Origin of the sequence: Streptomyces sp. CS113, assembly GCF_002188365.1 — a bacterium.
In the GTDB taxonomy this organism is placed as follows: domain Bacteria; phylum Actinomycetota; class Actinomycetes; order Streptomycetales; family Streptomycetaceae; genus Streptomyces; species Streptomyces tendae.
On record NZ_KZ195574.1, the window covers coordinates 3,127,364 to 3,149,366 of the forward strand.

General features: G+C 68.8%; 16 protein-coding genes. 8 read left to right on the top strand and 8 right to left on the bottom strand.

The genetic code is table 11. The features are described 5' to 3' along the window. Window positions 1–22: 22 nt before the first annotated feature. The 4 genes from B9W62_RS13455 (at window position 23) to B9W62_RS13470 (ending at window position 5,044) form a co-directional block, all read left to right on the top strand. Window positions 23–1,783 carry an ABC transporter substrate-binding protein gene (locus B9W62_RS13455; RefSeq protein ID WP_087807404.1) on the top strand — a complete coding sequence of 587 codons (1,761 nt, stop codon included), beginning with the start codon at window positions 23–25 and terminating at the stop codon, window positions 1,781–1,783. Window positions 1,784–1,885: 102 nt separating this feature from the next. Beyond that, window positions 1,886–2,866 carry an ABC transporter permease gene (locus B9W62_RS13460; protein ID WP_087807405.1) on the top strand — a complete coding sequence of 327 codons (981 nt, stop codon included), beginning with the start codon at window positions 1,886–1,888 and terminating at the stop codon, window positions 2,864–2,866. 73 nt (window positions 2,867–2,939) lie between these two features. Next, complete coding sequence (locus B9W62_RS13465; RefSeq protein ID WP_087807406.1) at window positions 2,940–3,977, top strand: ABC transporter ATP-binding protein; 1,038 nt, start codon at window positions 2,940–2,942, stop codon at window positions 3,975–3,977. A 26-nt stretch (window positions 3,978–4,003) separates the two neighbouring features. After that, the gene (locus B9W62_RS13470) at window positions 4,004–5,044 is read left to right on the top strand and encodes an ABC transporter ATP-binding protein (protein ID WP_087807407.1); all 1,041 of its coding nucleotides are present in this window, start codon (window positions 4,004–4,006) and stop codon (window positions 5,042–5,044) included. A gap of 143 nt (window positions 5,045–5,187) precedes the next feature. On the opposite strand, the gene B9W62_RS13475 is transcribed toward B9W62_RS13470, so the two are convergent. From B9W62_RS13475 to B9W62_RS13505, 7 genes are all read right to left on the bottom strand, one after another. Next, window positions 5,188–6,303 (bottom strand): ABC transporter ATP-binding protein, encoded by a 1,116-nt coding sequence (locus B9W62_RS13475; protein ID WP_087807408.1) that lies wholly within the window; start codon window positions 6,301–6,303, stop codon window positions 5,188–5,190. A gap of 12 nt (window positions 6,304–6,315) precedes the next feature. Then, complete coding sequence (locus B9W62_RS13480; RefSeq protein WP_087807409.1) at window positions 6,316–7,377, bottom strand: ABC transporter ATP-binding protein; 1,062 nt, start codon at window positions 7,375–7,377, stop codon at window positions 6,316–6,318. A 9-nt stretch (window positions 7,378–7,386) separates the two neighbouring features. Continuing rightward, entirely contained in the window at window positions 7,387–8,364 is a 978-nt protein-coding gene (locus B9W62_RS13485; RefSeq protein WP_087807410.1) for an ABC transporter permease, read from the bottom strand. 104 nt (window positions 8,365–8,468) lie between these two features. Next, the gene (locus B9W62_RS13490) at window positions 8,469–10,283 is read right to left on the bottom strand and encodes an ABC transporter substrate-binding protein (protein WP_087807411.1); all 1,815 of its coding nucleotides are present in this window, start codon (window positions 10,281–10,283) and stop codon (window positions 8,469–8,471) included. A gap of 101 nt (window positions 10,284–10,384) precedes the next feature. Continuing rightward, entirely contained in the window at window positions 10,385–11,419 is a 1,035-nt protein-coding gene (locus B9W62_RS13495) for an ABC transporter permease (RefSeq protein WP_087807412.1), read from the bottom strand. Window positions 11,420–12,108: 689 nt separating this feature from the next. Continuing rightward, complete coding sequence (typA, locus tag B9W62_RS13500; protein WP_087807413.1) at window positions 12,109–14,025, bottom strand: translational GTPase TypA; 1,917 nt, start codon at window positions 14,023–14,025, stop codon at window positions 12,109–12,111. Between the two features lie 132 nt (window positions 14,026–14,157). Next, window positions 14,158–16,455 (bottom strand): ABC transporter family substrate-binding protein, encoded by a 2,298-nt coding sequence (locus tag B9W62_RS13505; protein WP_087807414.1) that lies wholly within the window; start codon window positions 16,453–16,455, stop codon window positions 14,158–14,160. 322 nt (window positions 16,456–16,777) lie between these two features. Between B9W62_RS13505 and B9W62_RS13515 the strand changes: the two genes are divergently transcribed. Genes B9W62_RS13515 through B9W62_RS13530 form a run of 4 tightly spaced genes read left to right on the top strand, consistent with a single transcriptional unit; the run spans window position 16,778 to window position 20,704 of the window. Continuing rightward, window positions 16,778–17,068: a hypothetical protein gene (locus tag B9W62_RS13515; RefSeq protein WP_087807416.1), complete on the top strand. Its 291-nt coding sequence runs from the start codon at window positions 16,778–16,780 to the stop codon at window positions 17,066–17,068. Window positions 17,069–17,125: 57 nt separating this feature from the next. After that, complete coding sequence (locus B9W62_RS13520; RefSeq protein WP_087807417.1) at window positions 17,126–17,962, top strand: hypothetical protein; 837 nt, start codon at window positions 17,126–17,128, stop codon at window positions 17,960–17,962. Between the two features lie 16 nt (window positions 17,963–17,978). Continuing rightward, window positions 17,979–19,928 (top strand): fumarate reductase/succinate dehydrogenase flavoprotein subunit, encoded by a 1,950-nt coding sequence (locus B9W62_RS13525; protein ID WP_087807418.1) that lies wholly within the window; start codon window positions 17,979–17,981, stop codon window positions 19,926–19,928. Beyond that, a complete protein-coding gene (locus B9W62_RS13530; RefSeq protein ID WP_087807419.1) occupies window positions 19,925–20,704 on the top strand; it encodes a succinate dehydrogenase/fumarate reductase iron-sulfur subunit in 780 nt (259 codons plus the stop codon). Before B9W62_RS13525 ends, B9W62_RS13530 begins: the two co-directional genes overlap by 4 nt. Here the strand turns inward: B9W62_RS13530 and B9W62_RS13535 are convergent. Further along, window positions 20,701–21,954 (bottom strand): glycoside hydrolase family 18 protein, encoded by a 1,254-nt coding sequence (locus B9W62_RS13535; protein ID WP_087807420.1) that lies wholly within the window; start codon window positions 21,952–21,954, stop codon window positions 20,701–20,703. The two genes, B9W62_RS13530 and B9W62_RS13535, sit on opposite strands and share 4 nt — an antisense overlap. Window positions 21,955–22,003 lie beyond the last annotated feature (49 nt).

A 22,003-nucleotide genomic window follows, 5' to 3' on the forward strand; every position in this document is an offset into this window, starting at 1 on the left:
GACCACCCTTGGTAGGTTCTCCATGGCTTTCTCCCGCAGAAACTTCCTCATAGCGACCGGTGTCGTCGCGGCCTCCTCCTCGGTCCTGACCGCCTGTGGCGGCAGCGACAACAAGGGCGGCGGCAAGAGCGACGCCCCGAAGGTCAGCGGCTCCAAGACCGTCGAGATCCTGGTCGGCACGAAGGCCGACTCGACCGGTCCTGCGCCGGAGGTCAAGGGCGCGGTGAAGGGCGGGATCATCCACTCGCTCGACCAGTTCGACATGGACCACATGGACCCGGCGCAGATCTACGTCTCGACCGAGGGCGCCATCACCGTGCCGATCATGCGCGGTCTGACCGGCTACAAGATCGACGACAAGGGCGGCTGCACCCTGGTCGGCGACGTCGCCACCGACGCCGGCACGATGAAGGACGGCGGCAAGACCTGGTCCTTCACCATCAAGGACGGCGTGAAGTGGGAGGACGGCTCCGACCTCTCCATGGACGACGTCCGCCACACCTACGAGCGCCTCTTCGCGGACTTCATCACCGAGGGCCCGCGCTACGTGCAGCAGTTCCTGGTCGGCGGCGACAAGTACAAGGGCCCCTACGAGGGCAAGCACCTCGACTCCATCGAGATCGACGGCAAGACCGTCACCTTCCGCCTCAACGAGCCCCGCGCCGACTTCAACTTCACGCTGGCCATGCGCGGCTTCTCCCTCGTGCCCAAGGCGAAGGACACCAAGCAGAAGTACGACAGCCGTCCGTTCTCCTGCGGTCCCTACAAGATCAGCGAGCGCAGCGTCGGCAAGTCCCTGACCTACGTGCGCAACGAGCACTGGGACCCGAAGACGGACGCGATCCGCAACGCCTACCCGGACGAGTACCGCTTCCGGTTCGGCTACCAGCCGCTGGCCGCCACCGACCGCTTCATCGCCGACTCCGGCGAGGACCAGCAGGCCATGGCGATCTTCAACGAGGTCGCGCCGGAGCGCATCGCCAAGGTGCTCACCGACCCGAACCTGAAGAAGCGCGTCCTCACCGCGGTGGACACGGTCACCTACTACTGGCCGATCAACACCACCCGCATCAAGGACGTCAAGGTCCGTCAGGCCATCAACTGGGCCTGGCCGCACCAGCAGCTCCAGACGATCCGCGGCGGCGCCTCCACCAGTGAGCTGGCCACCACGATCCTCAGCCCGGTGACCCCCGGCCACGAGGAATTCGACCTGTACGGCGTCGACAAGAAGCCCGGCGGCGACCCGGAGAAGGCCAAGGCGCTGCTGAAGGAGGCCGGCAAGGTCGGTCAGAAGCTGGTCATCGCGTACCAGACCTCGGACAACGCGCTGAAGCAGGCCGTCGCGATCAAGAACGCCCTGGAGGCCGCGGGCTTCGAGGTCGTCAACAAGCAGCTCGACAAGTCGACCTTCTACACCCAGATCGGCAAGATCGACAACGGCTACGACCTGTTCGCGGCCGGCTGGAGCCCGGACTGGCCGAACGGCTACTCGGTCTTCTACCCGTGCTGGAGCGGCGAGAACATCGGCGACGGCCGCAGCAACTACGCCCAGCTCGACGACCCCAGCGTGAACAAGGCGATCAACGCCGCGTCCAAGATCGCCGACGCGGAAGCGGCCAACAAGGCCTGGGGCGCCATCGACCGCCAGATCATGGAGCTCGCGGCCGTCGTGCCCGACTACCACTCCATCCGCAACTGGATGTACGGATCGAAGATCGGCAACGTGGTGTTCGACTACGGCAACACCTGCATCGCCCTCTGCAAGCTGTACGTCAAGAAGTAAGCGCGCAGACGCACAGGGGGGCGGCCACACCCATGGCCGCCCCCTTGAGGCCCACCCCCCTCTCACCCCGGCGACGGCGCCCCGTCCGGAAAGTCACGCCCCATGTTCCGCTTCCTAGTCCGCCGAGTCTTCGGCGCGTTGGTCATTCTGTTGATCATCAGCGCCATCACCTTCTGGCTCTTCTACGCCGTGCCGCGCGACCCCGCCATGATGTCCTGCGGCAAGAACTGCACGCCGGAAAACCTTGAGCAGATCCGGAAGAACCTGGGCATCGACGAGTCGATCGTCATGCAGTACTGGCACTGGCTCACCGGTATCTTCGCGGGCCGCGACTACGCCGGCTACGGCCGCTGCGACGCTCCCTGCCTCGGCTACTCGTTCGCCAACAGCGAGCCCGTCTACGGCACGATCATGGACCGGCTGCCCACGACCCTGTCGCTCGCCTTCGGCGCGGCCATCTTCTTCCTGATCATCGGCATCGGCGCCGGCATGCTCGCGGCCTCGAAGCAGGGCAAGTTCCTGGACAAGTTCGCCAGCTCCGTGTCGCTGCTCGGCTCCTCGCTGCAGATCTACTTCGTTGGCTACATCGCCATGTTCTTCCTGGTCGGTGAGCTCGGCATCCTGAGCCAGCCGTCGTACACGCCGCTGACCGACGACCCGGTCGCCTGGATGTCCGGCCTGTTGCTGCCCTGGCTGGTGCTGTCGATCATCTTCACCGCCAACTACACCCGTATGACGCGCTCCCAGATGGTGGAGCAGCTCAGCGAGGACTACGTGCGCACCGCGCGGGCCAAGGGCCTGTCGAGGCGCAACGTCTTCTTCCGCTTCGCCTGGCGCGGTGCGATGGGCCCCATCGTCACCATCTTCGGCGTCGACCTCGGTGTGCTGATCGGTGGTGCCATCATCACCGAGACGACCTTCAGCATCCAGGGCATCGGCCGGCTCGCGATCGAGTCCGTGTTCAAGAGCGACCTGCCCATGCTGCTCGGCGTCACCGTGCTGGCGGCCGGCGCCATCGTGATGTTCAACATCGTCGTCGACGCGGTCTACGCCCTCATCGACCCGCGGATCCGGCTCGCCTGATCTCCGCCCGCCACAGTCGCCTCTCCCACCGCCTCACCCGGCTACCCCCCGCATCACCTCCTGGAGCGTCCCCGTGACGAGCACCGAACAGCAGCCCTTCCTCTCCGTCAGGGACCTGAAGGTCCACTTCTCCACCGAGGACGGCATCGTCAAGGCCGTCGACGGGCTCTCCTTCGACCTCGCCAAGGGCAAGACGCTCGGCATCGTCGGCGAGTCGGGCTCGGGCAAGTCGGTCACCAACCTGACGATCCTGGGCCTGCACGACCGGGACCACACCTCGATCGACGGCGAGATCCTGCTCGACGACAAGGACCTCCTGACCGCCACCGAGCGGGAGCTGGAGCGGCTGCGCGGCAACAAGATGGCGATGATCTTCCAGGACGCCCTGGCCTCGCTGTCGCCGTACCACACCATCGGCAAGCAGATCGGCGAGACGTACCGCAAGCACACCGGCGCCTCCAAGAAGGAGGCGCGGGCGCGGGCGATCGAGATGCTGCGCCGGGTGGGCATCCCGCAGCCGGAGATGCGGGTGGACGACTACCCGCACCAGTTCTCCGGCGGTATGCGCCAGCGCGCGATGATCGCCATGGCCCTGGTCTGCGACCCCGAGCTGCTCATCGCGGACGAGCCGACCACGGCCCTGGACGTGACGGTGCAGGCGCAGATCATGGACCTGCTCAAGGACCTCCAGCAGGAGTTCGGCACGGCCATCGTCTTCATCACGCACGACCTCGGGGTCATCGCCGACATCGCGGACGACGTCCTGGTGATGTACGGCGGCCGGTGCGTGGAGCGCGGTACGAAGGAGGAGGTGCTGCGCGACCCGCAGCACCCCTACACGCTGGGCCTGATGAGTTCCATGCCGAGCCTGGACGGACCGGTCGACGTACCGCTGGAGCCGATCCCGGGCTCGCCTCCCTCGCTGCTCAACCCGCCCTCCGGCTGCCGGTTCCACCCGCGGTGCGCCTTCGTCGAGAAGGTCGCGGGCGGGCTGTGCTCCTCGGAGCAGCCGGTGCTCGAGGTGCTCGACGGCCGCGGCTCCGCCTGCCACCTGCCCAAGGAGCAGCGCAAGGAGCTGTTCGCCGACTCCCTCGCCTCGCGGCACAACTGACGTACAAGAGACAGGACTTCACCATCATGAGCAACGCGGAAACGCTCCTGGACGTCAGCGGCCTGACCAAGCACTTTCCGATCAAGGGCGGTTTCCCGATCTCCCGCACGGTCGGTGCGGTCCGGGCCGTGGACGGCCTCGACTTCACCGTGGGCGCCGGCGAGAGCCTGGGCCTGGTCGGCGAGTCCGGGTGCGGCAAGTCGACGACCGGCCGGCTGATCACGCGCCTGCTGGAGCCCACGGAGGGCAAGGTCCTCTACAAGGGCCAGGACATCACGCACGCGGGCCGCAGGGCGCTCGCGCCGATCCGGTCCGAGATCCAGATGATCTTCCAGGACCCGTACGCCTCCCTCAACCCGCGGCAGACGGTCGGCAAGATCATCGCGGGTCCGATGGAGATCAACAACATCAACCCGGCCGGCGGCCGGGAGAACCGCGTGCGCGAGCTGCTGGAGATCGTGGGTCTCAACCCCGAGCACTTCAACCGCTTCCCGCACGAATTCTCCGGCGGCCAGCGCCAGCGCATCGGCGTGGCCCGCGCCCTGGCCCTCGACCCGAAGCTGATCGTGGCCGACGAGCCGGTCTCCGCGCTCGACGTGTCCATCCAGGCCCAGGTCGTCAACCTGCTCCAGAAGGTGCAGCGGGAGCTGGGCATCGCGTTCGTCTTCATCGCCCACGACCTCGCCGTCGTGCGGCACTTCTCGCAGCGCGTCGCGGTCATGTACCTGGGTAAGATCGTGGAGATCGCCGACCGCGACGACCTGTACGACAACCCGCGTCACCCCTACACCCGGGCCCTGCTCTCCGCCGTGCCCGAGGCCACGGTGGAGGACACGCCCCGCGAGCGCATCCGGCTCGTCGGCGACGTGCCCTCGCCGATCAACCCGCCCTCGGGCTGCCGCTTCCGCACCCGGTGCTGGAAGGCGACGGAGAAGTGCGCGTCCGAGGCTCCGCCGCTGGTGCAGGTGGAGGGCAACAAGGCCGGACACCTGACCGCCTGCCACTACCCGGAGACGGATGACGTACCCTCGCCCCGTCTGACCAAGAGCCCCCGGGCGGCCGCCTGACAACACCCCTTTCTGTCGGCACCGCCCGCGGAAGGGACCGTCCATGGCCCATTGACCCGAGCCCGGACTCGTCCGCTTCCAGGGAAACCGAGGGCCCGTGCCTCCCCAGGCGCGGGCCCTCGGTCTGTGTCGCCGTGGCGGGGTCAGTCCTTCTCCACGTCCTCCAGGGCCACCAGCGCCGGGTCCAGGACGATGTCCTCGTCGCGGGCCGCGGTCGTCGGCTCCTCCGGGAAGTGGCAGGCGGTCAGGTGGCCCTCGTGGTTGCCCGCGACGCGCACCAGCGGCGGGACCTCGTTGGCGCACTTGTCCTGCGCCTTCCAGCAGCGGGTGCGGAACCGGCAGCCGGACGGCGGCATGATCGGGGAGGGCACGTCGCCGGCGAGGCGGATGCGCTCGCGGTCCTCCGGTTCGTCGAACGTCGAGACCTCGGGGACCGCCGACAGCAGGGCGTGGGTGTAGGGGTGCCGGGGCCTGCTGTAGATGGAGACCCGGTCGCCGACCTCGACCACCTTGCCGAGGTACATGACCGCGACGCGCTGCGAGAAGTGCCGTACGACGGCCAGGTCGTGGGCGATGAAGAGGAAGGCGATGCCCAGTTCCCGCTGGACCTCCTGGAGCAGGTTCACCACCTGTGCCTGGATGGACACGTCGAGCGCGGAGACCGGCTCGTCGGCCACGATCAGCTTCGGGTTGAGGGCCAGGGCGCGGGCCACGCCGATGCGCTGGCGCTGGCCGCCGGAGAACTCGTGCGGGAAGCGGTTGAAGTGCTCGGGGTTGAGACCCACGAGTTCGAGCAGTTCGCGGACCTTCTTGTCCCGGCCGCCCTTCGGGTTTATCCCGTTGACCTCCATGGGCGACTTGATGATCGTGCCGACGGTCTGCCGGGGGTTCAGCGAGGAGTACGGGTCCTGGAAGATCATCTGGATCTCGGAACGGACGGGCGCCAGTTGCCGGCGTGAGGCGTGGCTGATGTCCCGGCCCGCGTACTCGATCTTCCCCCCGGTCGGCTCCAGGAGCCGGGTGATGAGCCGGCCCGTGGTGGACTTGCCGCAGCCGGACTCGCCCACCAGGCCGACGCTCTCCCCGGCGCCGACGGTCAGGTCGACGTCGTCCACCGCCTGGACGGCGCCCACCTTGCGTTTGATCGGGAAGCCGCCGTAGACCGGGAAGTGCTTGGTCAGGCCCTGGACCCTCAGCAGCGCCTCGGGCGGGGCGGCAACGGGGCCCTGCTGCGCGGGAAGGGTGAGTTCGTCGCTCATGAATCGGTCTCCCTAGCGCAGCCGGGGCTGGATCTTGTCGATGAAGATGGTCTGCTTCTGCTCCGCCGTCAGATGGCAGGCCGCGGCACGTCCCTCGCCGAGCGGGGGACGCACGGTGGCGCACCGGTCGCCGCCCACCTCGCCCTTGAACGCGCAGCGCGGGTGGAAGGGGCACCCGGACGGCGGGTTGAGCATGCTGGGCGGCGTGCCCGGGATCGGGCTGAGCGGCTGGTCGAGGCTGCCGCCGAGGCGCGGCATCGAGCTGAGCAGGCCCCAGGTGTAGGGGTGCCGCGGGCTGCGCAGCACCTCGGCGGCGCTGCCGCGCTCCACGGCCCGTCCCGCGTACATCACGAGCAGGTCGTCGGCCATGTCGGCGATGACCCCGAGGTCGTGCGTGATGAAAACGATGGCAGAGCCGAACTCCTGCTGGAGGTCCTTGAGGAGGTCCAGGATCTGGGCCTGCACCGTGACGTCCAGGGCCGTGGTCGGCTCGTCGGCGATGAGCAGGTCGGGGTCGCAGACCAGGGCCATGGCGATCATCGCGCGCTGGCGCATACCGCCGGAGAACTGGTGCGGGTAGTCGTCCACGCGGCTCTTGGGCTGCGGGATGCCGACCTTGGTCAGCATCTCGATCGCCCGCGCCCGCGCTTCCTTCTTGGACGCGCCGGTGTGCTTCATGAACGGCTCGGCGATCTGCCGGCCCACCGTGTAGTACGGCGACAGGGCGGTCAGGGGGTCCTGGAAGATCATGGCGACCTTGTTGCCGCGGAGCTTCTCCAGCTCCTTCTCGGTCGCCGTGACCAGTTCCTTGCCGTCGAGGACGATCTCGCCGTCGACCGTGGTCGTCTTGGGATTGTGCAGGCCGAGCACGGTGAGGTTGGTGACGGACTTGCCGGAGCCCGACTCCCCCACGATGCCGAGGGTCCGGCCGCGCTCGACGTCGAAGGACAGGCCGTCGACCGCCTTGACGACGCCGTCCTCGGTGGAGAACCGCACCTGGAGGTCGCGGACCGAGAGGAAGGACTCCGGCCCGGCCGGGGCCGCCTCGCCTTCGGTCTTGGTCAGAGTGCTCACGGAGTTCTCCTAGCTGAGCCGCACGCGCGGGTCGATGAAGGCGTAGGCGAGGTCGACCAGGATGTTCAGGAGCAGGATGAAGAAGGCTCCGAACAGCATGACGCCCATCGTCACCGGCAGGTCCTTGGTCAACGACGAGTCGACCGCGAGACGGCCGATGCCGGCCAGGTCGAAGGTGAACTCCGTCACCACCGCCCCGGACAGCAGCGCGCTGAGGTCCATGCCGAGAATCGTGACGATCGGGATCAGCGAGCCGCGCCAGGCGTAGCGGAAGAAGACGTAGCGCTGCTTCATGCCCTTGGCCCGTGCGGTGCGGACGTGCTCCTCCTGGAGCTGCTCGATCATGGTCGACCGCGCCATACGGGTGTACTGGGCGGTGAAGATCGTGGCCATCACGCACCAGGGGATGATCATGCCGACCACCCAGGCGATCGGGTTCTCCGTGAACGGCTCGTACTTCGGGTTGTCCATGATCCCCGACTGGTAGACGAGGATGCCGAGGACGATCGGGCCGAGGAAGTAGATCTGGAAGGAGCTGAGGACGATCGAGGCGCCACTGACGACCTTGTCCACGACGGTGCCGCGCTTCCAGGCTGCCATCAGACCCGAACCGAGGCCCAGGATCAGGAAGATGACCAGGCCGCCCACCGTCAGCGAGAGCGTGAGCGGGAACCGGTCCATGATCGAGTCCCAGACGAACTGCCCGGTGTCGAAGGACATGCCCAGACACGGTGCCGAGCAGTGCCCCTGGTTGAAGTCCCGGCCGCTCACGATGCCCGACATGAACTCCCAGAACTGGGCGGCGATGGGCTTGTCGAGGCCGAGGTTCTCGCGGATCACCGCGATGTTCTCCGGGGAGCAGTTTCTGCCGCAGGACAGCTCGGCGAAGTCCTGGGGGATCGTATAGAACAGGAAGAAGGTGAAGGCGCCGATCAGGAAGATGATCACGCATGCGCCGATCAGCCTGCGGACGAGGAACTGAAGCATGGCAGGTGGATGCTCTCTTCGGGACAGCGGCGGCAGGTGGAGAAGTCCTCCGTGGGGGTGCGCCCCGCGTGGCGCGCACCCCCACGGTCAGCCGAACCGACGGGCTACGGCTGCTTCAGGTACAGGTCGTTGATGTCGATGTAGCTCGACTCGTTGCTGTACCGCGCGCCGCCGATGTTCGACCCGTAGAGCTGGATCTGCTTCGAGTAGTAGACCGGGGCCGCCGGGTTGACCTCCTCCACGATGCGGTGGTGGGCCTTCTCCCAGGTCTTGGCCGCCTCCTCGGGCTCCTGCGTCAGGGCCGTCTTGATGAGCTGGTTGACCTGGGCGTCGTCGATGTGCGAGTAGTTGGACGCGCCGTCGGCGACCAGTTCACCGTCGTAGACCGGGGTGATGACCGTGGACGCGTTGGGCCAGTCCTGGCCCCAGCCGGTCATGTACAGGTCGTACGGGTTGTTCAGCTTGCCGACCTGCTCGTAGAAGCTCGCCCGGTCGATCTCCTTGGCCTGGACGTCGAAGCCGATCTTCGCCAGGGCGTCCTTGATGATGACCATCTGGGCCTGGCCGCGCGGGGTGTTGGAGTAGGCGTAGGTGAGCTTGGTGCCCTCCTGGACGCCGGCCTCCTTGAGCAGCGCCTTGGCCTTCTCCGGGTCGCCGTTCGGGTTCTTCAGCTTGCCGAACGGGTCGTACTTCGGGTCGAAGTTCGGCAGGGTGGGCGCGAGCAGGCCACCGGCCACCTCGCCGCCGTAACGGCCGCCGTCCGCCTGGACCATGGACTGGTTCGGGATCGCGTAGGTGATCGCGTCGCGGACCTTCTTGTCCTTCAGGCGGTCCAGGTTGAAGCTGAGCTGCCACACGTAGACCTGGTAGCCCTGGATGGTGCGCTTCTTCGCCGCCGGGTCGCTGATGACCTTCGACATCTGGGCCGGGTCGACCGAGTCCGTGAACTGGATGGCGTTCTTGGCCTCGCCCTGGTCGGCGATGAGCCGCTTGGTCTGGCTGGCCTGGTCGATGGTGCTGCTGAAGTTGTAACCGTCGACGTACTGGTGGCGCACCGAGTCCGTCTTCGGGTCCCACTGCGTGTTCTTGACCAGCTTCATCGACTTGCCGGGCTTGTACTCCTCGATCTTGTAGGGACCGAGGGAGGCCGGGGCGTCGTCGTACTTCTCCTTCGTGTCCCGCTTCTCGGGCACGATGGCGTAGCCGGCCATGGCGAGGGCCTGGGGCAGGTCCGGGCGCGGCTGGGAGAAGTGGAAGACGACCGTCTTGTCGTCCGGCGTCTCCAGCACCGAGTCCGGCAGGTGCTTGCCCTTGTAGGGGCCGTCCGGCAGCGCCTTGCGGTAGTCGTTGCCCGAGAGCCAGGACTGGACGTAGGTCGGACCGTCGAAGATCACCTTCGAGTACTGGCGCTCGATGGTGTGCCGGACGTCCGCCGAGGTGATGGGGTTGCCCTGGTCGTCCTTGATGTTGTCCTTGAGCTTGTACGTCCAGGTCTTGCCGCCGTCGGAGGACTGGCCGGAGTCCGTGGCGATGTCGCCGACGACGGTCAGGTTGCCCTTGTCGTCCTCCTGGAAGTTCGTCAGACCGCGGTGGATCAGGTTGGCGAACTGGCCGGCGTCGCTGACGTAGATCTGACCCGGGTCCAAGTGGGTCATGTCCGACTGCATGTAGACGTTGATGAATCCGCCGGATTTCGATCCGGTGACGTCTTCGGCCGGACCGGTGGACGCCGCTGCGTCGCCGTAGGCCACCGGGTCCTGCTGCTGCGCGGCGTCCTTCTGGTCCTTGGCGTCGCTCTTGCCCTTGCCGCTGCCGCCGTCGTTGTCGCCGGAGCAGCCGGTCAGCACCAGCGCGCCGGCCACGATGGCCACGGCTATGGCGCGCGTGGTGCGCGTGGTGCGGGTTCTGATGGGCTTCATGATGCCGGTCCACCTGCCTGTCGATAGTTGTCCACGAGTGCTGCCTGACGGTCCGGAAGCCCGGCCCGGGGGTGGCAGCGCCCCCACCCACCAATGGACGGTTACCGTCCGGTCTTGGGGTCGAAAGCGTCCCGGACGGAGTCGCCGAGAAGGTTGAAGGAGAGGACGAAGACGACCAACGCCACTCCGGGGAAGAACATGAACATCGGGTCCTGCTCGTACACGTCGGCACCGATGGCGAACATGCGGCCCCAGTCCGGGGTCGGTTCGACGAAGCCCACACCGATGTACGACAGGAAGGCGATGGACAGGATCGTGCTCGGGAGGATGTAGGTGGCCTGCACCAGGATCGGGGTGACGATGTTCGGCAGGATCTCCTTGCGCACGATGCGCCAGGGAGAGGCCCCGGACACCTTGGCCGCCTCCACGAACTCCCGCTCCCGCAGCGTCAGTACCGACCCGCGCACCAGACGGGCCAGACCCATCCAGCCGAGGAACCACATCACCAGCGTGATGGCCACGGCCCTGAGATAGGTGGGGGTCTCGTCCTGCGGGGAGACGAACATCGCGGTCACGACGGGCATGAAGGCGATGAAGAAGAGCTGCTGCGGGAAGGCCAGGAAGAAGTCGGTGACCCGGCCGAGCCAGTAGTCGACCCGGCCGCCGAAGAAGCCACTGACCATCCCGATGAGCACGCCGGTGACGACGCAGAGCGTGGTGACGAGCACGGCCATGTACAGGGACGTGCGCATGCCGTACAGCAGCATGGTGAACACGTCACGGCCCAGCTTGGGTTCGACGCCGAACCAGAAGTCGCCCGACATGCCGCCGAAGGAGCCGGTGGGCATGGCGAAGTCGTCCAGGAGGAAGGGGTATTCGGGCTCCCGTGCGTACAGCGTGTAGGGGTTCTTCCCGTACACCTTCGCGATGAGCGGGGCCAGCGCGGAGACGGCGAAGTAGAGGATCACGATGCACGCGGAGACCACCCCGGTCCGGTCGCGTTTGAACCGGATCCACATCAACTGCCCGGGTGACCGGCCTTCGTGCCCCTTCTCCTCCCCCGCCTTGGCGGGCTGCGGAGCAGCGTCGGCGACGGCTGCCGTTCCGCCGTCCTCAATGTCGATTGGACTCGTCACAATTCGTCCGTTTCACAGGTGTGGGTGTGCCGGACCGGGCGACGGGCGCGGGGTGTGCGCCGTCGCGGGTACGGATCATGAAGAAGCGTCGGGACGTTCCGGAGGACACCGGAAACCCGCAGCCGGACGCGCGTAGCCGGATGCCCGGACTTCAGCGGCCGGCCCGCTCCTCAGAGTCGGTCGCCGTCCGACGGTGCACAGCTACGGACGACGGACCGTGTGACCCACCTGGTGTTCGTGACACCGCGCATGGGACTCCTCCTCATGACTCCACGTGTTCACCGACAGGAGGGGCAATTCATCTGGCTTCCGACACCCCTGACGGAAGCTCAGTCACCCCTTGGTGCTCGTGAGTCGGCACTGTCCCCACAGCGCTTGACCCATTGACCCGAGCGTTACGCGGCTAACTATCTGCCATGAGCAGAAGAACCGACCACCGTCTTTAAATCTCAATTCGGTCACGGCTGAGGGGTATCTCTTCCAAAATCTGGACAAACCGTTCGGGACGAGAAGGCCGCGAAACGGACGTGTTACATGGCTATCGGGCGCCGATCTCCGCATGTCGGACACATGGGAGGGCTCGGGCGGTCGGAACGGACGCCCGGCGTCCGAAAAACCGGTTGAAAAAAGCCCGGGTGCCCCCATGATGGGGGCACCCGGGCTACGCCGCCGCCGGAGCGGCGGGCGGGTCAGCCGTGCTTGGCGCGGCTCGCGGCGCGGGCGCGCTCGCGGGCGTCCAGGTTCACCTTGCGAATGCGAACGGCCTCCGGGGTCACCTCGACGCACTCGTCGTCGCGGCAGAACTCCAGGGACTGCTCCAGGGAGAGCTTGCGCGGCGGGACGATCGCCTCGAACGAGTCGGCCGAGGACGACCGCATGTTGGTGAGCTTCTTCTCCTTGGTGATGTTCACGTCCATGTCGTCGGCGCGGGAGTTCTCGCCGACGATCATGCCCTCGTACACCTCGGTGCCGGGGTCCGTGAAGAGCACGCCGCGCTCCTGGAGGTTCGTCATCGCGAACGCGGTGACGGCACCCGAGCGGTCGGCGACCAGCGAGCCGTTGTTACGGGTCGTGAGGGTGCCGAACCAGGGCTCGTGGCCCTCGTGGATGGAGTGCGCGATGCCGGTGCCGCGGGTCTGGGTGAGGAACTCCGTACGGAAACCGATCAGGCCGCGCGAGGGCACCACGAACTCCATGCGGACCCAGCCGGAGCCGTGGTTGGACATGTTGTCCATCCGGCCCTTGCGTACGCCCATCAGCTGCGTGACCGCGCCCATGTGCTCCTCGGGCACGTCGATCGTCATGCGCTCGACGGGCTCGTACGTCTTGCCCTCGACCTCCTTGGTGACGACCTGCGGCTTGCCGATGGTCAGCTCGAAGCCCTCCCGGCGCATCTGCTCGACCAGGATGGCCAGCGCCAGCTCGCCGCGGCCCTGCACCTCCCAGGCGTCCGGGCGCTCGGTGTCCAGGACGCGGAGCGAGACGTTGCCGATCAGCTCGCGGTCCAGCCGGTCCTTGACCTGGCGGGCGGTGACCTTGCGGTCCTTGACGGCCGCCTTGTTGTCGGCGCCCTTGCCGGTGGCACCGCGGCCGACCAGCGGGGAGGTGTTGGTGCCGATGGTCATGGAGATCGCGGGCTCGTCCACCGTGATCAGCGGCAGCGGTACCGGGTTCTCCACGTCGGCCAGGGTCTCGCCGATCATGATGTCCGGGATGCCGGCGACCGCGCAGATGTCACCGGGGCCGGCCTTCTCGGCGGGCTTGCGGGTGAGCGCCTCGGTCATCATCAGCTCGGAGATCCGCACGTTCTGCACGGACCCGTCGCGCTTCATCCAGGCGACGGTCTGGCCCTTCTTCAGCTCGCCCTGGTGGACGCGCAGCAGCGCGATGCGGCCGAGGAAGTTGTCGGCGTCGAGGTTGGTGACGTGCGCCTGGAGCGGGGCGTCCGCGTCGTAGGTCGGCGCGGGGATGTAGTCCAGGATCGTCGAGAAGAACGGCTCCAGGCTGGTGGAGTCGGTCGGAACCGTGCCGTCCTCGGGCTTGGTGAGGGAGGCGACGCCGTCCCGGCCGCAGGCGTAGACGATCGGGAACTCGATCTGCTCCTCGTCGGCGTCCAGGTCGAGGAAGAGGTCGTAGGTCTCGTTGACCACCTCGTCGATCCGGGCGTCCGGACGGTCCGTCTTGTTGATGCACAGGATGATCGGCAGCCGCTGGGCGAGCGCCTTGCGCAGCACGAAGCGGGTCTGTGGCAGCGGGCCCTCGGAGGCGTCCACGAGGAGCACGACACCGTCGACCATCGACAGACCGCGCTCGACCTCGCCGCCGAAGTCGGCGTGGCCGGGGGTGTCGATGATGTTGATGGTGATGACGTCGCCGCCATCCTTGGGGTGGTACTTCACCGCCGTGTTCTTGGCGAGGATCGTGATGCCCTTCTCACGCTCCAGGTCGTTCGAGTCCATCATGCGGTCGTCGACGCCTTCGAGCTGGTGCGCGGCGAAGGCACCGGCCTGCTTGAGCATTCCGTCGACGATCGTGGTCTTGCCGTGGTCGACATGGGCAACGATGGCGACGTTGCGGATGTCGTGACGCGTTGTAGACGCGGTCATGTGAGGCGTACTCCCGGAGCGTGTGAGGACGGCCCTCGCGGACGTCCGTGTCACGCGGGCCTGCCGGGCGGTACATGCCACGGCCTCACCCAATGGTACGGGGCTCCGGAGACTGCGGCTTGCCGGGAGGGTTCAGGACGAGGGCGAGGACGGGGCCGGGGCGGAGGGCCGGGACCCCTGGGCGCCCTTCTTGAGGAAGCCCATGTCCTCGTAGACCGGCGTCTCGAAGCCGAAGGCTCCCGCGTTGGCCAGGTTCTCGCGGGCCGCCACCAGCTGGGGGCGCTGGTAGAGGGGGACGGAGCCGGCCGCCGCCCAGATCCGCGAGTCCGCCTTGCGCAGCAGGTCCCGGGCCTCCTTCTGGTCCAGGGTGGTCATGGCCCGGTCGAAAAGCTGGTCGACCTGGTCGGTGCCGACCCGGGTGTAGTTCTGCGCGACGTTCAGGGAGCCGTCGGCGGCCGGGACGGGCTTGGCGTAGATGGGGCGGGCGTCGGTGGCGGGGAAGGCGGAGGCGGGCCAGGAGTAGAGCGCCAGGTCGTACTCGCCGGCGGCGATGTGGTCCTTGAAGTAGCTCTCGTCCGACACCTTGGTGACCTCGGTGCCGATGCCGATCTCCTCGAGCATGTCCGTGATGCGGTCGGCCACGGTGCGCAGGGTCCCGGAGCCGGGGCCGGAGGGGAGCACGAAGCGGAGGGTGAGCGCCTTGCCGTCCTTGGCGAGCGGGGCGGCCGCCGCGCCGGCCGGGGCCGCGGTGCCCTTGGGGGCGTAGGCGCCGGGCGCGCCGCCCTGTGCGGTGTTCTTGCCGCTGCTGTGCTTCTCGCCGCTCTCCCGGTCGGCGCCGTCCTTGGCGTCGTCGCCGCCGTCGTTCCGGTCGCCGTCGCTCTTGTCGTCCTCGTTCTTGTTGTCCTCGTTCTTGTTGTCCTCGTTCTTGTTGTCCTCGCCGACGATGTACGTGCCGTCGTCGTCGCCCTCGGACTTCTTTCCGTCCTTCTCGCCTTGGTCCTTCTCGTCCTTCTCGGCGCCGGCCGCCTCCTCGCCGTCCTTCTTCTTCACCGGACCGCCGGGGACCCAGCCGGCGTCCGCGAGCAGGGCCCGGGCCTCCTTGGCGTTCTGCTCGCCGAGGGCGCCGCTGCCGTCGGCGTAGGCGGGCTGGCCGGACAGCGCGAGGTGGCTGCCCACGGGCTCGGTGGGCAGGCCGAGCGGCTTGAGCACCGCCTCGGCCAGCTTCTGGCGGTCCAGGGCGCGGGCCACGGCCCGGCGGACGCGCTCGTCGGCGAGGGGGCCGTCGGCGCCGTTGAGGGCGAGCTGGGTGTAGGCGGGCTCCAGCGACTTGCGGACCTCGAAGCCGCTCAGGGCCTGCTGGCGGCGCCGGGCCTTCGCCTCCGCCTCGCGCCGCTCCTCGCGGGCGAGGACCTCCTCCTCGGCGGCCTCCTCGTCGGAGCCGTTGGCGACGGCCCAGGAGCGCAGCGCCTCGGCGGCCGACTTCCCCTGGGCCCCCGGGGCCGGGGTGCCGCCGGGGCCCATGAGCGGGGTGCCGGTGGCGGGGCCGCGGGGCCCTGCGGCCAGGCCGACCTCGTCGGCGGTCTCCGGGTCGATCTCGGCGAGGTCGAGCTCGCCGGCGACCAGTTCGGAGACCCGCTCGTCGCGGGGGACGGCGCGCAGCACGATCTGGTCGAGCTTCGCCGGCTCGCCCCACCAGCGCGGATTGCCGGTGAGGACGACCTGGTCGCCCTTGGTGTCGACCTTCTTGACGGCGAAGGGGCCGGCGCTGACCTTGAGGGTCCGCCGGGCGCCGTCGTTGAAGGCGTCGGGGGTGCCCGTGACGTCCTTCGGGTACAGGGGCGTGAACAGCGCCTTCCAGTCGGCGTAGGGCCGGCTGAAGGTGACCTTGACCTCCAGGTCGTTCGCGCCGCGCTCGATCTTCTCGATCCGGTCGTAGCCCGCGTTGCGGGCGGTCCAGTACGCGCTGTCCTTGCCGGACAGGGCGCGCCACTGGGCGGCGAAGTCCGCGGCGCCGATCTCCCGGCCGTCGCTCCAGACGGCCTGCTGGTTCAGCTTGTAGACGACGACCTGCTTGGGCTCGGTGTCGACGACCTCGGCCGATTCCAGGTAGTCGGGGTTGCGCACCGGGCTGCCCGTCTCGTCCATCCGGAACATCGAGGGCAGCACGGCCTGCGCGACGCGGGTCGTGGTGGCGTCGGCGTCGGACTGGAAGGCGTTCAGCGTGTCCGGCACGGAGTCCACGGCCCAGCGCAGGGTGCCGCCGTCGGAGATCCGGGCGCGGGCCGCGGCGGCGACGTCCTGTTCGGCGAGCGGCTTGCCCGACGGGTCCTCGGAGGTGCAGCCGGCCAGCGCGGGGACCGCGAGGACACCCGCGGTGAGGAAGGCGACCGAACGCATGACCGCGCGCGGTCCGACGCCGACGTGGGACATCTCTGCTACCTCCGGAAGGCCGCGTTTGCTGCGTGGTGCCGCATTTGCCGTATGTGCGGTATTCAAGTTGATCATTTGTATCCGGACGGGGATGCGGCCACTGAAGGGGAAACGGTTCCGCCACGCTGGGAGACACGGCGACGACGGTGCGTAACGTCACCCGTGCGGCGCAACGCCACCCGCGGTGCACCGACACGCCCCGGCCAATCGCTGCACATCCCTTCCCAGCGACTGGTGTGACGCGCGACACTCTCAGGCGCATGAACGTAACCCCCCAGGGCCGGCCGGCCGCTGCCGTGTCCGACGGAAGTGAGGTCACGTCTTGTCCGTGCACGACGATCTGTCATCGGCACAGCGCAGCCTGGACGACCTGTCCCGGACGGTGACCCGGCTGGAACAGCAGTTGGGCAGCGGTGGCCTGGACGTCCGCCGGGTCCGCGCCGACGCCGACCACCTGCGCGAGAGTGTCGCGCTGCTGCGGGCGGCGGTCGCCCCGCCGGACGCGCCCAGGCGTCCGGACCTCGTCCCGATCCCCGACACGCCGTACGACGGCTCACTGTGGACGGATTCGGACGACGAGGGTCTCGGCGCCCGCGACCGCCGCGCCCCCTAGGCCGTCCCGGGGACTCGAGACAGGTCCTCAACCCGACCCGACCGACCGGAGTCGCCCGTGGCCACTGGCACCGAACCTCCAGCCACCGAAGACCGGCCCCCGGACGGTGGCGTCCACACCCCGACGCGCGCCGCCATCCGCGCCCCGCACCTGCGCACCGACCGCTGGTGGCTGGCACCGGCCGCCACCGCCGCGGGCCTGCTGGCCTTCGTCGTCTACTCGACCTGGCGGGCCTTCGCGAACGCCGACTACTACGCGGCGCCGTACGTCTCGCCCTTCTACTCCCCCTGTCTGGCGGAGAACTGCGAGCCGATGCGCGGCGGCCCCAACTGGGAGCTGTTCGGCACCTGGTGGGGCATCTCCCCCGCGATCATCATTCTGATCTTCCCGCTCGGCTTCCGCCTGACCTGCTACTACTACCGCAAGGCCTACTACCGGGGTTTCTGGGCGTCCCCGCCGGCCTGCGCGGTGGCCGAGCCGCACAAGAAGTACACCGGCGAGACCCGCTTCCCGCTGATCCTCCAGAACGTCCACCGGTACTTCTTCTACGCGGCGCTGCTGGTCGCGCTGATCCTCACCTACGACACCGTGCTCGCCTTCCGCGACGAGCACTACGCGTGGGGCCACATGGGGCTCGGCACCCTGGTGTTCCTCGCCAACATCGTGCTGATCTGGGCGTACACCCTCTCCTGCCACTCCTGCCGGCACATCGTCGGCGGCAAGCTCAGGCACTTCTCCCGGCACCCCGTGCGCTACCGGATGTGGCAGCTGGTCGGCCGGCTCAACGCCCGGCACATGCAGCTCGCCTGGGCGTCGCTGGTGAGCGTGGCGCTCGCCGACTTCTACGTGTATCTGGTCGCGTCCGGTGCCTTCGACGATCCGCGCTTCTTCTGATGAGTGAGGCCTTCTGATGTCCGTGGTCGACCGGCAGGAATGGGACGTCGTCGTGGTGGGCGCGGGCGGCGCCGGGCTGCGCGCCGCGATCGAGGCCCGCGAACGGGGCGCCCGTACGGCCGTGATCTGCAAGTCGCTGTTCGGCAAGGCGCACACCGTGATGGCCGAGGGCGGCATCGCCGCTTCCATGGGCAACGTCAACTCCGGCGACAACTGGCAGGTCCACTTCCGCGACACCATGCGCGGCGGCAAGTTCCTCAACCAGTGGCGGATGGCCGAACTGCACGCCCAGGAGGCCCCGCAGCGGGTGTGGGAGCTGGAGACCTGGGGTGCGCTCTTCGACCGTACGAAGGACGGCCGGATCTCGCAGCGCAACTTCGGCGGCCACGAGTACCCGCGCCTCGCCCACGTCGGCGACCGCACGGGCCTGGAGCTGATCCGCACCCTCCAGCAGAAGATCGTCTCGCTCCAGCAGGAGGACTTCCGCGAGACCGGCGACCACGAGTCCCGGCTGAAGGTCTTCCAGGAGTGCACGGTCACCCGCGTGCTCCAGGAGGGCCGGACGGTCTCGGGCGTCTTCGGCTACGAACGCGAGAGCGGCCGCTTCTTCGTCCTGGAGGCACCGGCGGTGGTGATCGCCACCGGCGGCATCGGCAAGTCGTTCAAGGTGACGTCGAACTCGTGGGAGTACACGGGCGACGGTCACGCCCTGGCGCTGCTGGCCGGGGCGCCGCTGCTGAACATGGAGTTCGTGCAGTTCCACCCGACGGGCATGGTCTGGCCGCCCTCGGTGAAGGGCATCCTGGTCACCGAGTCGGTGCGCGGCGACGGCGGGGTGCTGCGCAACTCCGAGGGCAAGCGGTTCATGTTCGACTACATCCCGGACGTCTTCAAGGAGAAGTACGCCGAGTCGGAGGCGGAGGGCGACCGCTGGTACGACGACCCGGACCACAACCGCCGCCCGCCCGAGCTGCTCCCCCGCGACGAGGTCGCCCGCGCGATCAACGCCGAGGTGAAGGAGGGCCGCGGGTCACCGCACGGCGGGGTGTTCCTCGACGTGTCGACCCGGATGCCCGCCGAGGTGATCCGGCGCCGGCTGCCCTCCATGTACCACCAGTTCAAGGAGCTGGCGGACGTCGACATCACGGCCGAGGCGATGGAGGTCGGGCCCACCTGCCACTACGTGATGGGCGGCGTCGCCGTCGACTCCGACACCGCGGCCGCGCGCGGCGTACCGGGGCTGTTCGCGGCCGGTGAGGTGGCCGGCGGCATGCACGGCTCCAACCGGCTGGGCGGCAACTCGCTGTCCGACCTGCTGGTGTTCGGGCGCCGGGCCGGGAGGCACGCCGCCGAGTACGCCGAGGGGCGGACGGACGGGGGCGCGCGCACCCGGGTCGACGACGCGCAGGTCGCCGCCGCCGCCGCGGAGGCGCTGCGGCCGTTCTCCGCCGAGGCGCACGAGCCCGGCGCCGGGCCGCCGGAGAACCCGTACACCCTGCACCAGGAACTCCAGCAGACCATGAACGACCTGGTGGGCATCATCCGCCGCGAGGCGGAGATGAAGCAGGCCCTGGAGAAGCTGGCGGAGCTGCGGGTGCGCGCCCGCCGGGCGGGCGTGGAGGGGCACCGGCAGTTCAACCCGGGCTGGCACCTCGCCCTGGACCTGCGCAACATGCTGCTGGTCAGCGAGTGCGTGGCGCGGGCCGCGCTGGAGCGCACCGAGTCGCGCGGCGGGCACACCCGCGAGGACCATCCGTCGATGGACCGGCGCTGGCGCCCGGCCAACCTGCTCTGCTCGCTGGCCGACCCGACGGGCGAACGCGCGGAAGCGGACCCGGAGCGCGGCCGGATCGCCCTGGAGCGGCAGACCACCGAGCCGATCCGGCCCGACCTGCTCGCCCTCTTCGACAAGGAGGAGCTGGTGAAGTACCTCGCCGACGAGGAACTGGAGGGCCGGTCCGAATGAGCGGCTACGAGGCCCGCTTCAAGGTGTGGCGCGGTGACGTGGAGGGCGGCGGCCTGGAGGACTTCACGGTCGAGGTGAACGAGGGCGAGGTGGTCCTCGACATCATCCACCGCCTCCAGGCCACCCAGGCCCCCGACCTCGCGGTGCGCTGGAACTGCAAGGCGGGCAAGTGCGGTTCGTGCTCGGCGGAGATCAACGGGCGGCCCCGGCTGCTGTGCATGACCCGCATGTCCGTGTTCACCCGCGAGGAGACGGTCACCGTCACGCCGCTGCGCGCCTTCCCGGTGATCCGCGACCTGGTGACCGACGTCGGCTTCAACTACACCAAGGCCCGCGAGGTCCCGGCCTTCGTACCGCCCGCCGACCTCGGACCGGGCGAGTACCGGATGATGCAGGAGGACGTCGACCGCTCGCAGGAGTTCCGCAAGTGCATCGAGTGCTTCCTGTGCCAGGACACCTGCCACGTGGTCCGCGACCACGAGGAGAACAAGCCCGCCTTCGCAGGCCCGCGCTTCCTCATGCGCGTCGCCGAGCTGGACATGCACCCGCTGGACGCCGCCGGTGACACCGGCCTGGACCGGTCCCGCACGGCCCAGGACGACCACGGCCTCGGCTACTGCAACATCACCAAGTGCTGCACGGAGGTCTGCCCCGAGGGCATCAAGATCACGGACAACGCGCTGATCCCGCTGAAGGAACGGGCCGTCGACCGCAAGTACGACCCGCTGGTCTGGCTGGGGTCGAAGATCGGGCGCCGGTCCCGGGACGGCGCCTAGCGGACCCAGCCGTCGCGGTACGACTCCCAGTCCTCGTCCGTCGCCGCGAAGTCGATGTACGCGGCGACGCCGAAGCTCTCGCGGCCGGCGTCCGTGCGGGACAGGCCGAGGCGGACGCCGCGGACGGCGGCGGCGACGGTCTCCGCGTGGTTCCAGTGGCCGAAGCGGTTCTCGTGGTAGAAGGGCAGGCCCATCAGGAGGTGGGTGGTCGGCGGGGTGGCCTCCAGGGCCAGCGAGGTCTGCTGGGCGACGTAGCCGCCGTACAGGCTCTCCAGCGGCTGCATGGTGTCGTACGACATGACGGCGATCTGGTCGACGCGGCGGGCGACCTGGCCGAAGAACTCCTGGGACCACCACTTGGGGTGTCCGGCGACCGTGCCCCAGAAGGAGTGGAAGCCGGGCAGCGGGTCGATCTGGTGGGCGGCGACGGAGAGCTGCGCGTCCCGGGCGCGGGTGACGGCGCGGACGTCGTCCAGGAGGGAGAGGTAGTTCCGGTCGCCCGAGTGCAGGGGCTCCAGGTCGAGGTGGACGCCGTCGTAGCCCACGTCCAGGACCTGGCGGGCCGAGCCGACGACGGCGGCGCGGGTGTCGGCCTTCTCCAGGCGCATGCCGTCGGGGCTCTCGGTGGCGAGGACGTCGCCGAGGAAGGCCTGGACGCGGACGCCGGGCATCTCGCGGTGCACGGCGTCCACCAGCCAGCGGGCCCTGGGGTAGAGGGACTTCGGCAGCGTGCCGTCGTGCTCCATCGGGCCGGTGTGGACGTAGAGGTCGCGGATGCCGGTCGCCTTGACGCGGCGGGCGAAGGCGGCGAGGTCCGCGTCGTCCTTGCGGCCGTCGACCCACGCGTGGCCGAGCCAGATCGCGTCGCGGTTCCTGGTGTAGGTGCCGTCGGCGGGGTCGCCCATGTAGTTGATGCGGAGGGCTGTCTCGGCGGTGAGGAGGGGGACGAGCAGGACCAGGAGGACGGCTAGGGCCGTCCGGCGGATGCGGGTGCGGGTGCGGGTGCGGGTGCGGGTGCGGGTGCGGGTGCGGCGGCGTGTTCGTCGGGTCGCCTCGGCTTCGCCTTCGGCGTCCCGGTTCCCATCCGCACCATCCGTGCCGCTTTCGTCGTCGGGTGCGGGTGGCCCCGGTGGCCCGTCCTCGCCGTCGGCGGCTTTCGGTCCGGTGCTTCCCGGTTCGGTGCTTCCCAGTTCCGTGTTTCTCGGTTCGATGCTTCCCGGTTCCGTGTTTCTCGGTTCCGTGTCCTCCACGGTGTCCCCTCCCTGTGGCCCGGCTCCGGTCGCGGTGGCCGGTCGCCGT

What these genes read in the sequence shown, in the direction of transcription:
- B9W62_RS13455 (WP_087807404.1), top strand. Translation starts at nt 23, where the DNA reads ATGGCTTTCTCCCGCAGAAACTTCCTCATAGCGACCGGTGTCGTCGCG.
- B9W62_RS13460 (WP_087807405.1), top strand. Translation starts at nt 1,886, where the DNA reads ATGTTCCGCTTCCTAGTCCGCCGAGTCTTCGGCGCGTTGGTCATTCTG.
- B9W62_RS13470 (WP_087807407.1), top strand. Translation starts at nt 4,004, where the DNA reads ATGAGCAACGCGGAAACGCTCCTGGACGTCAGCGGCCTGACCAAGCAC.
- B9W62_RS13475 (WP_087807408.1), bottom strand. Translation starts at nt 6,303, where the DNA reads ATGAGCGACGAACTCACCCTTCCCGCGCAGCAGGGCCCCGTTGCCGCC.
- B9W62_RS13485 (WP_087807410.1), bottom strand. Translation starts at nt 8,364, where the DNA reads ATGCTTCAGTTCCTCGTCCGCAGGCTGATCGGCGCATGCGTGATCATC.
- B9W62_RS13490 (WP_087807411.1), bottom strand. Translation starts at nt 10,283, where the DNA reads ATGAAGCCCATCAGAACCCGCACCACGCGCACCACGCGCGCCATAGCC.
- typA (WP_087807413.1), bottom strand. Translation starts at nt 14,025, where the DNA reads ATGACCGCGTCTACAACGCGTCACGACATCCGCAACGTCGCCATCGTT.
- B9W62_RS13505 (WP_087807414.1), bottom strand. Translation starts at nt 16,455, where the DNA reads ATGTCCCACGTCGGCGTCGGACCGCGCGCGGTCATGCGTTCGGTCGCC.
- B9W62_RS13525 (WP_087807418.1), top strand. Translation starts at nt 17,979, where the DNA reads ATGTCCGTGGTCGACCGGCAGGAATGGGACGTCGTCGTGGTGGGCGCG.
- B9W62_RS13530 (WP_087807419.1), top strand. Translation starts at nt 19,925, where the DNA reads ATGAGCGGCTACGAGGCCCGCTTCAAGGTGTGGCGCGGTGACGTGGAG.